Below are 8475 nucleotides of genomic sequence, written 5' to 3' on the forward strand. Positions count from 1 at the left end.
TCTCGGAAGGGGCGCCCCCATCGCCGTGCCGCCGCCGAACAGCCGGCGGGACACCTGACGAAACAACCGGCGAGCGACCAGGCGACTAGAAGAACACCGAGCGCCGCTGCACCAGCAGCTTGTAGAGGGTGTGCTGGATCTGCTCGCGCACCTGGTCCGTGAGGTTGAACATCAGCATCGGGTCCTCCGCCGCCTCCGGCGGATAGCCGTCCGTCGGGATCGGCTCGCCGAACTGGATCGTCCACTTCGTCGGCAGCGGAACCGCGCCCAACGGGCCGAGCCAGGGGAACGTCGGCGTGAGCGGGAAGTACGGGATGCCCAGCACCCGGGCCAGCGTCCTGGCGTTGCCGATCATCGGGTAGATCTCCTCGGCCCCGACGATCGAGCAGGGAACGATCGGGGCGCCCTTCCGCAGGGCGGTCGAGACGAAGCCGCCCCGGCCGAACCGCTGAAGCTTGTACCGCTCGTTGAACGGCTTCCCGATGCCCTTGAAGCCCTCCGGCATCACCCCGACCAGCTCGCCCTGGCCGAGCAGCCGTTCGGCGTCCTCCGCGCAGGCCAGAGTGTGCCCCAGCTTGCGCGCCAGCTCGTTGACGACCGGCAGCACGAAGACGAGATCGGCGGCGAGCAACCGCAGATGACGACCCGCCGGGTGCTGGTCGTGGACGGCCACCTGCATCATCAGGCCGTCCAGCGGCAGCGTCCCCGAGTGGTTGGCCACGATCAGCGCCCCGCCCTCGGCCGGGATGTTCTCGACGCCCTTCACCTCGACCCGGAAGTACTTCTCGTACAGCGGCCGCAGCAGGGACATCAGGACCTGATCGGTCAGCTCCTCGTCGTAGCCGAAGTCGTCGACCTCGTAGTCGCCCGTGAGCCGCCGGCGCAGGAAGGACAACCCGCCCGCGATCCGCCGCTCCAAACCGCCCCCGGCCTCGTAAGGCCCTTCCTCACCCGTCACAGGAACATCATCCAGCCCGGCCGCCCCTGTGTGCAGGGGCTGGACCTCGCCGACCGGGCCGTTCTCACCGGCCTCGCCGAGTTCCAGGACCTGCGCGGGCTCGCCGTTCCTGCGCCGGCTCCCCACACTCCGTCGCCGGGACGGCCGCGCCACGGCGCTCCCCCGGGACCGGTCGTCGTCGAACGGAATGACCTTGGCGTCCGCCATCGTTGATGCGCTCCTCAGTTGGCGCTCTGCGTCGGGGGGGTGACCGGGGACCGGTCCGGGGCCGTGCCACGGGTGCCGCCCGGCAGCGGCAGCGCGGCGATCCGGTCGACCACCCCGGCGACGGCTCCCGGCGGCAGCAGACCGGGTCCGTGGGCGCGCGCGAAGTCCTCGAAGGTCTCGGCCGTCGTGTACCGGGGCGTGAACCCCAGCGTCTCGCGCATCTGGACCGTCGACACCACCCGGCCGTGGGTGAGCAGCCGGATCTGCTCCGGCGAGAAGTCCGTCATGCCCAGCGTACGCACCAGCGAGCCCGCCCAGGTGACGGCGGGCAGCAGCAGCGGCACCGTGGGCCGCCCGAGCCGCCGCGAGCACTGCGACAGCAACAGCACCCCGTCCCCGGCGATGTTGAAGGTGCCGCTGTTGAGCGTGCCCCGCTCCGGCTCGTGCGCGGCGATCCGCAGCACCTGGATCACGTCGTCCTCGTGCACGAACTGCAGCCGGGGGTCGTAGCCGAGCACCGTGGGCAGCACCGGCAGCGCGAAGTACGAGGCGAGCGGCGTCTCCGCGGTCGGCCCGAGGATGTTGGCGAACCGCAGGACGCACACGGCGACGTCCGGCCGCCGCCGGGCGAACCCGCGGACGTACCCCTCCACCTCGACGGTGTCCTTGGCGAAACCGCCGCTCGGCAGCGCCTTGGCGGGCGTGGTCTCGGTGAACACGGCCGGGTCCCGGGACGCGGACCCGTACACGTTGGTGCTGGACTTCACGACGAGCCGCTTCACGTTCGGCGACTTCTGACAGGCGCCGAGCAGCTGCATCGTGCCGATGACGTTGGTCTCCTTGACCGTGGTCCGGCTGCCGCTGCCCAGCGCGGTCGCCGTCACGTCCAGGTGGACGACCGTGTCGGCGCCGGTCTCGGCCAGCACCCGCGCGATGGTGGGCTGCCGGATGTCGGCCTGGATGAACTCGGCGCCCCCGAGATGATGCTCGGGCCGCACGACGTCCACGGCGACCACCCGGTCGACCTGTGGGTCCCGCTGGATCCGCCGGACGAAGCGGCCCCCCAGCTGACGGGCCACTCCGGTAACGAGCACGACCTTTCCCAAGATCCGCGCCTTCCTTCCGTCCTGGAACCGCCGGCTGCCGCACCGGGTTCCCGTCTGCGGGCCAACTTAGCGGGTCGGTGTTGCCCTGTGGTGACTGCCCGATGCGCGAAGTGACGAGAAACGGGCGGTCGCACGACCACACCCGCAATCATGCCGGTCCAGGCATGCGCACGGCGTTCAACGGACCGCACGACGCCCGGATATGCGTGTGGCCCCCCACCGACGGATCGATGGGGGGCCACACCACGCCTACGCGGCTCGCGTCGCGCGAAGGACGCGCGAAGAAGCAGAACGTGCCTGCTTCTCGCGCCTACTTCTTGTTGCGACGCTGAACGCGCGTGCGCTTGAGCAGCTTGCGGTGCTTCTTCTTGGCCATCCGCTTGCGCCGCTTCTTGATAACAGAGCCCACGACTACCCTCGCTCACTTCTCATCACTCGGTGCTGGGCGCCATGGGCCCATACGACCTACGAGGGGCTAGCCTACCCGCCTGAGCGCTGAGGTCGTAATCGAGGGCGGAAGGGCCCGGGACGGCACTGACGGCCGGGCCGTTCGCCCATGGGCCTGCCCGGCAGGCAGGCCCCGGCCGTCAGGCGGTTTCCACCCCCACGTAGCTCTCGCGGAGGTACTCGTGAACCGCTTGCTCGGGGACGCGGAAGGACCGCCCCACCCGGATCGCGGGCAGATGACCACTGTGCACCAGCCGGTACACGGTCATCTTCGACACTCGCATCACCGAGGCGACTTCCGCCACGGTCAGGAACTGAACCTCGTTCAGAGGCCTCTCGCCAGCTGCAGCCATGACACACCTGAACCTTCCGCACTCGACTCGACGGCCACCGGCTTCCCCTTCCGGTGACTCTTCGTCGCTGCGTGCTCACTCCCCAATGTAGGGGCGGGTGATGCGAGTGGGGAAGAGGTGCACCCATCAGCGGCCTACTGTGACAGACACGCTCGATTGAGTACGTAGCGGGCCAGCGGCCTGTAGTAGTCGGAGCGCACGGCGTCATCAAGCGGAACGGCCACCGAGACGATCCCCTCAGCCTCCCCCACGAACAGCGCGGGGTCGTCGGTGTCGGCCAGTCCGACCGCCTCGAACCCCAGCTGACCAGCCCCGCAGACCCATCCGTGGTCCCCGATCACGAGCTCGGGCAACGGTCCGCCGGCCTCGGCGGCCGCGGCGAGCGCCACCCGAACCGGCAGCGGAGAATGACTGTGCACACCGGTCGCACAACCGGCGCGTTCACCCTCCGCCTCCCGGACGACCGCCACCCCTCGTACGTAGTCCAGGGTGTGGGGGCGTAGACCGAACCGGGTCGTTATGTCGACACAGCGACCCTGCGCCGGGGTGAGAACATCACATCCCGCCGTCTGCAAAGCGTCCGCAAGACCGGCGTAGAAACCCAGCAGCCGATGCGGGTGCCCGGTGCCGAGGAGCACGGCCGCGCCACGCTGGGCGACCGAGGCGAGCCGCTCCGCGAACGCGTCGAGTGCGGCCAGCGTCCGCTCGGGATCGATCACATCATGCCCCGACACGCATCCTGGATCGGCCGAAACCCCGCACTTGTCCGCCATCAACGCGATCAGCTCCCGCTGCCCCCAACTCCCCTCGGGATCAAGGCCGATCAGCACGCGCGGATCCCGGGCGGCGAAGAGCCGATAGCTCCGCAGGCTCACCTCCCGGGAGGTCGCGACCACCCCGGCCAGCCGCGCGGCGAGCAGATGCGCCCGAAGCGCCCCGGTACTCAACACGCAAGCGATGCTGTCGGACGAGAACGCCCGAGGGGCAAGAACCGCAAGAACACCCCACAGTCGGCGTAAGCCCACCAGCCCCATCACCCATCCACCCCGAGCACCCGTCCAGCCAGCCCGGCCTTCCAACCCGAGCACCCATCCGCCCCGAGCACCCGTCCAGCCCGCCCGGCCTTCCAGCCCGTCCGGCGCTTGAGGACGAGGCCGTCCAGGCCGACGGGGGGCCAGGCCGACGGGGGGCCAGGCCGACGGGGGGCCAGGGGGCGGCGCCCCCTGCGGGGTACCAGGGGCAGCGCCCCTGAGGACGGGACGGGAAGGGGCGGCGGGGGCGAAGAAGACCGCCCGGCGCCACCCCGCCTACGCCAACAGCCCCCGCAACGGGAACACCGCCCGCCGAGTAGCCAGCACCGCCTGATCCAACCGATCGGCGGGGTCGTACCCCGAGTCCCACCCGTCCCACCCCACCGGCCACCGCCCGTCGGTCATCCGCATCGGCCCCAACTGCCGCGTACGAGCGAACACGTCCTGCCGCCAGCCCTCCGGAATCACCGTCTCGGGCGGCACCGGAACCCCGCCCGCCACGCCCACCAGATGCGTCCACGACCGCGGCACCACGTCCACCACCGCGTAACCGCCGCCGCCGAGCGCGACCCACTTCCCCCCGGCGTGCTCGTGCGCCAACTCATGACAGGCCACCTGCACGGCCCGCTGCGCGTCGAGCGACACCGCGAGATGGGCCAGCGGGTCCTCGAAGTGCGTGTCGGCCCCGTGCTGGGTCACCAGGACATCCGGCCGGAAGTCGGCGATCAGCTCCGGCACCACCGCGTGGAACGCCCGCAGCCACCCCGCGTCCCCGGTCCCGGCCGGCAGCGCGACGTTCACCGCCGACCCCTGCGCGGCCTCTCCGCCCGTCTCCTCCGGCCACCCCGTCTGCGGGAACAACGTCCGCGGATGCTCGTGCAACGAGACCGTCAGCACCCGTGGGTCCTCCCAGAACGCCGCCTGGACCCCGTCCCCGTGATGCACGTCCACGTCCACGTACGCGACCCGCTTCGCCCCGAGCTCCAGCAGCCGGGCGATCGCCAGCGAGGCGTCGTTGTAGATGCAGAACCCGGACGCGCCCCCGGGCATCGCATGGTGCAGCCCGCCCGCGAAGTTCACGGCGTGCAGCGCCTCCCCCCGCCACACGGCCTCCGCCGCCCCCACGGAGAGGCCGGCGATCAGGGCGGACACCTCGTGCATCCCCGCGAACGCCGGGTCGTCCATCGTCCCCAGCCCGTACGACTGGTCCGCCGCCCCCGGCTCGGCCGACGCCGCCTTCACCGCGTCGACGTAGTCCTCCCGGTGCACGAGCCGCAGCGTCGACTCCCCGGCGGGCTTCGCCGAGACGACGTCCACCTCCCGGTCCAGCCCCAGGGCCCCGACCAGCCTCCGGGTCAGATCCAGCCGGACCGGATCCATCGGATGCCCGGGCCCGAAGTCATAGCCCGTTACTGCCTCGTCCCACATCAGCTGTGCGCGGCCGCTCATGCCCGTCACCGTATCGGTCCGGTTGAGCAGCGAACGAACGGGCGTACGCCAACGTCACCAGCACCAACACCATCGGCACGACCATCGCCCCCCGATAGCTCCACGCGTCGCCCAGCGCCCCCACCAACGGCGACCCCACCAGGAACCCGACGTAGTTGAAGATGTTGAGACGGGCGATCGCCGCGTCCGAAGCCCCCGGGAACAGCCGCCCCGCCGCCGCGAACGTCTGCGGCACCAGCACGCACAGGCCCAGCCCCACGAGCGTGAAGCCGAGCATCCCGACCCATGCGCCCGGCGCGACGGCCACCACCGCGAACCCCGCCGCCGCGACCAGCGCCCCCAGCCGCACCACCGCCGCGGCCCCGAACCTGCGGACCCCGAAGTCCCCGATGGCCCGCCCGAGCAGCGTCGTCACCATGTAGACGTTGTAGGGGACCGTCGCCAGCTGCTCCGAGCTTCCCAGCACGTCCTGCAGGTACTTCGCACTCCAGTTGGAGACCGTCGAGTCCCCGATGTAGGCGAAGCTCATCACCAGGCACAGCGGCAGCAGCACCTTGAAGACGAGGCCCGCCTCGCCGCCGCTCGCCTTCCCGTCCTCCACCGCCGCTCCGTCGGCCTCCGTGCCCCCGTCCACGTACCACCGGCTGCCCAGCAGCGCCGCCGGCAACAGCACCGCCACCACCGGCAGATACGACACCCACAGCGCGAGATGCCAGTGCGCGCCCGCCCAGGCCAGCGAGGCCCCCAGGATCCCGCCCAGGCTGTACACCGCGTGGAAGCTGAGCATGATGCTGCGCCCGTACGTCCGCTGCAGGCTCACCCCGAGCATGTTCATCGAGGCGTCCAGCGCACCGACGGCCAGCCCGAACACGGCCAGGGCGGCCCCCAGCTCGGCCATTCCCCGCCCGGCACCGACCCCGAGCAGCGCCAGCAGCACCACCGGCTGGGACCAGCGCAGCAGCCGGCTGGGCGGTATCCGCTTCACCAACTGCTCGGTCGTCACACTGCCGACGCCCGCGAGTATCGGGACGGCGGCCAGAAACGCGGGCAGCAACGCGTCAGAAACCCCGTACCTATCCTGGATGGCCGGAATCCTGGTCACGAGCAGCGCGAAGGCGACTCCCTGTGCGAAGAAGCTGAACGCCAGAGAGGCCCTACCGCGCCGCAGCACATCTGTCATGGCGGCGAGCGTAGGGCCCTTGCGTACTCGTGGGTAGATCCAGCCAAAGATGAGTTCTCTTCAGCTTTCACCGGGTTGCCGATGACGGCCGGCAGCCGACCCGCCCTATCGGGCGAGAGCGACCTCGGGCGCGACGGCCCGAACCTCCTCGACCGCCACCTCGACGCCCGCCCCTGCGTCCGTCACACCGGCCTCCGCGGCCTTCGCCTCGAAGGACACCATCGCCTCCATCGGACCGGCGCCCAGCGCCCCGCCGAGCACGATCCCCAGCACGATCGCCACCACCATGATCACCGAGCCGAGCCACACCATCGTGTCGACCGGCACCGTGTAGGCCCCGACGACCCGCACGACGCATTCGGCGAGCAGCACCGCACCCCACACGACCGAGAAGGCCCGCTCCCGCCTCCGGAAGTCCGCCGACGCCACCGACACCCCGCTCGCCAGCCGCTCCCACGCGGCGTCCCGGACCGCGTTCCCCTTCACCAGGAACGGCTTGAGCCCGGCGGTCATCATCGGCTTCCCCAGCATCACGGAGACCAGGATCCCGATCCCGACCGTGCTGCTGACCCCGCTGTCCTTGGCCAGCATCAGCCGCGGATCGCCGGCGACGAAGCTGAGCACCAGCCCGACGACGTTGACGACGAGGATCAGCCCGGCGAGCCCGTTGACGGTGCGCTCCCTGGCCACGCTCCACAGCGTCCGCGCGGCCGGCACCACGCTGCTCCACGCGAGAGCGGCGAAGGTGCTCATCCCGAACGCGCCCTTGAAGAGGTAGTACGACCCGAGCGGCACCGCCACGTCCACGATGAGCGGGGCGAAGGCGTTCTGCTTCTTGTGCTGGTTCGTCGTCATGCACACAGCTTCGCCGCCGGGAGGGGTCCCCCGGTAGGAACGATCGTCCGGAGCTCGGCATGACAAATGTCAGCCAGTACGCCGGACCGGCGTCAAACGAGCAGGTCACCCAACTGCTGCATGTCCGCGAAGAGTTGCGTGGCCCCGGCGAGCTTCGCGGCGGGCGTCATCGCGGTGAACCCGTACACGTCCATCCCGGCGGCCCGGGCCGCCTGCACCCCCAGCGGGCTGTCCTCGACGACCACACACCGCGCCGGCTCGACGCCCATCCGCTCGGCCGCGAAGAGGAAGAGGTCCGGAGCAGGCTTGCCCTTGCCCACATCCTGCGAACTGAAGACACGGCTCTCGTCGAACCACCGGTCAAGCCCCGTCGTCCGATGCCCCACCCGAATCCGCTCATGGCTCCCCGAGGACGCCACGCAGTACGGCACCTCGTCCGCCGCCAGCTTCTCCAGCACGGCCACGATGCCCGGGACGGGCCGCAGCTCCCGCTCGAAGGCGTCGAACACCCGCCGGTGGAAGACGTCGTCGAAGTCGGCCGGCAGCCGTTTCCCCGTGCGCTCCACGACCAGGTCGTGGATGCGGTGCATCGCCGAGCCCATGTAGTCCCGGATGGAGTCCTCATAGCTGGTCGGATGCCCCAGCTCGGTCAGATAGCCGGCCAGCAGACGGTTGGAGATCGGCTCACTGTCCACGAGGACGCCGTCGTTGTCGAAGACCACCAAGTCGTAGCGCATATTCAGACCCTAAACGCAGAAAACCCCCGTGCCGAATGGCACGGGGGTTTTCGCAATGATTGTTCGGCGGTGTCCTACTCTCCCACAGGGTCCCCCCTGCAGTACCATCGGCGCTGTGAGGCTTAGCTTCCGGGTTCGGAATGTAACCGGGC

General features: G+C 70.4%; 9 protein-coding genes and 1 rRNA gene. All 10 read right to left on the reverse strand.

Annotated elements, in window-relative coordinates:
• Positions 1-85: 85 nt before the first annotated feature.
• Positions 86-1165, reverse strand: coding sequence for a lysophospholipid acyltransferase family protein (locus ACN6LD_RS41375; RefSeq protein WP_319197925.1), 1080 nt, complete (start codon positions 1163-1165; stop codon positions 86-88).
• A gap of 14 nt (positions 1166-1179) precedes the next feature.
• Complete coding sequence (locus ACN6LD_RS41380) at positions 1180-2271, reverse strand: NAD-dependent epimerase/dehydratase family protein (protein WP_319197923.1); 1092 nt, start codon at positions 2269-2271, stop codon at positions 1180-1182.
• 310 nt (positions 2272-2581) lie between these two features.
• Entirely contained in the window at positions 2582-2680 is a 99-nt protein-coding gene (locus ACN6LD_RS41385) for a 30S ribosomal protein bS22 (RefSeq protein ID WP_003948845.1), read from the reverse strand.
• Positions 2681-2858: 178 nt separating this feature from the next.
• On the reverse strand, positions 2859-3071 hold the full coding sequence (locus ACN6LD_RS41390; protein ID WP_004984898.1) for a helix-turn-helix domain-containing protein: 213 nt from the start codon (positions 3069-3071) through the stop codon (positions 2859-2861).
• A gap of 134 nt (positions 3072-3205) precedes the next feature.
• The gene (locus ACN6LD_RS41395; RefSeq protein WP_319197927.1) at positions 3206-4021 is read right to left on the reverse strand and encodes a phosphatase; all 816 of its coding nucleotides are present in this window, start codon (positions 4019-4021) and stop codon (positions 3206-3208) included.
• A 357-nt stretch (positions 4022-4378) separates the two neighbouring features.
• Positions 4379-5551: an acetoin utilization protein AcuC gene (locus tag ACN6LD_RS41400; RefSeq protein WP_445045858.1), complete on the reverse strand. Its 1173-nt coding sequence runs from the start codon at positions 5549-5551 to the stop codon at positions 4379-4381.
• A complete protein-coding gene (locus ACN6LD_RS41405) occupies positions 5502-6731 on the reverse strand; it encodes an MFS transporter (RefSeq protein WP_319198068.1) in 1230 nt (409 codons plus the stop codon). The genes ACN6LD_RS41400 and ACN6LD_RS41405 overlap by 50 nt, the downstream gene beginning before the upstream one ends.
• A gap of 105 nt (positions 6732-6836) precedes the next feature.
• Positions 6837-7586 (reverse strand): VC0807 family protein, encoded by a 750-nt coding sequence (locus ACN6LD_RS41410; protein ID WP_445045859.1) that lies wholly within the window; start codon positions 7584-7586, stop codon positions 6837-6839.
• 92 nt (positions 7587-7678) lie between these two features.
• Positions 7679-8323, reverse strand: coding sequence for an HAD family hydrolase (locus ACN6LD_RS41415; RefSeq protein ID WP_445045860.1), 645 nt, complete (start codon positions 8321-8323; stop codon positions 7679-7681).
• A gap of 61 nt (positions 8324-8384) precedes the next feature.
• Positions 8385-8475, reverse strand: a 5S ribosomal RNA gene (gene rrf / locus ACN6LD_RS41420); the annotation flags it as partial.

The sequence above is a fragment of the Streptomyces sp. SAS_272 genome (genome assembly GCF_052543235.1).

Coding starts and splice junctions, on each gene's coding strand:
- ACN6LD_RS41375 (WP_319197925.1), bottom strand. CDS start 1,165: ATGGCGGACGCCAAGGTCATTCCGTTCGACGACGACCGGTCCCGGGGG.
- ACN6LD_RS41390 (WP_004984898.1), bottom strand. CDS start 3,071: ATGGCTGCAGCTGGCGAGAGGCCTCTGAACGAGGTTCAGTTCCTGACC.
- ACN6LD_RS41400 (WP_445045858.1), bottom strand. CDS start 5,551: ATGAGCGGCCGCGCACAGCTGATGTGGGACGAGGCAGTAACGGGCTAT.
- ACN6LD_RS41405 (WP_319198068.1), bottom strand. CDS start 6,731: ATGACAGATGTGCTGCGGCGCGGTAGGGCCTCTCTGGCGTTCAGCTTC.
- ACN6LD_RS41410 (WP_445045859.1), bottom strand. CDS start 7,586: ATGACGACGAACCAGCACAAGAAGCAGAACGCCTTCGCCCCGCTCATC.
- ACN6LD_RS41415 (WP_445045860.1), bottom strand. CDS start 8,323: ATGCGCTACGACTTGGTGGTCTTCGACAACGACGGCGTCCTCGTGGAC.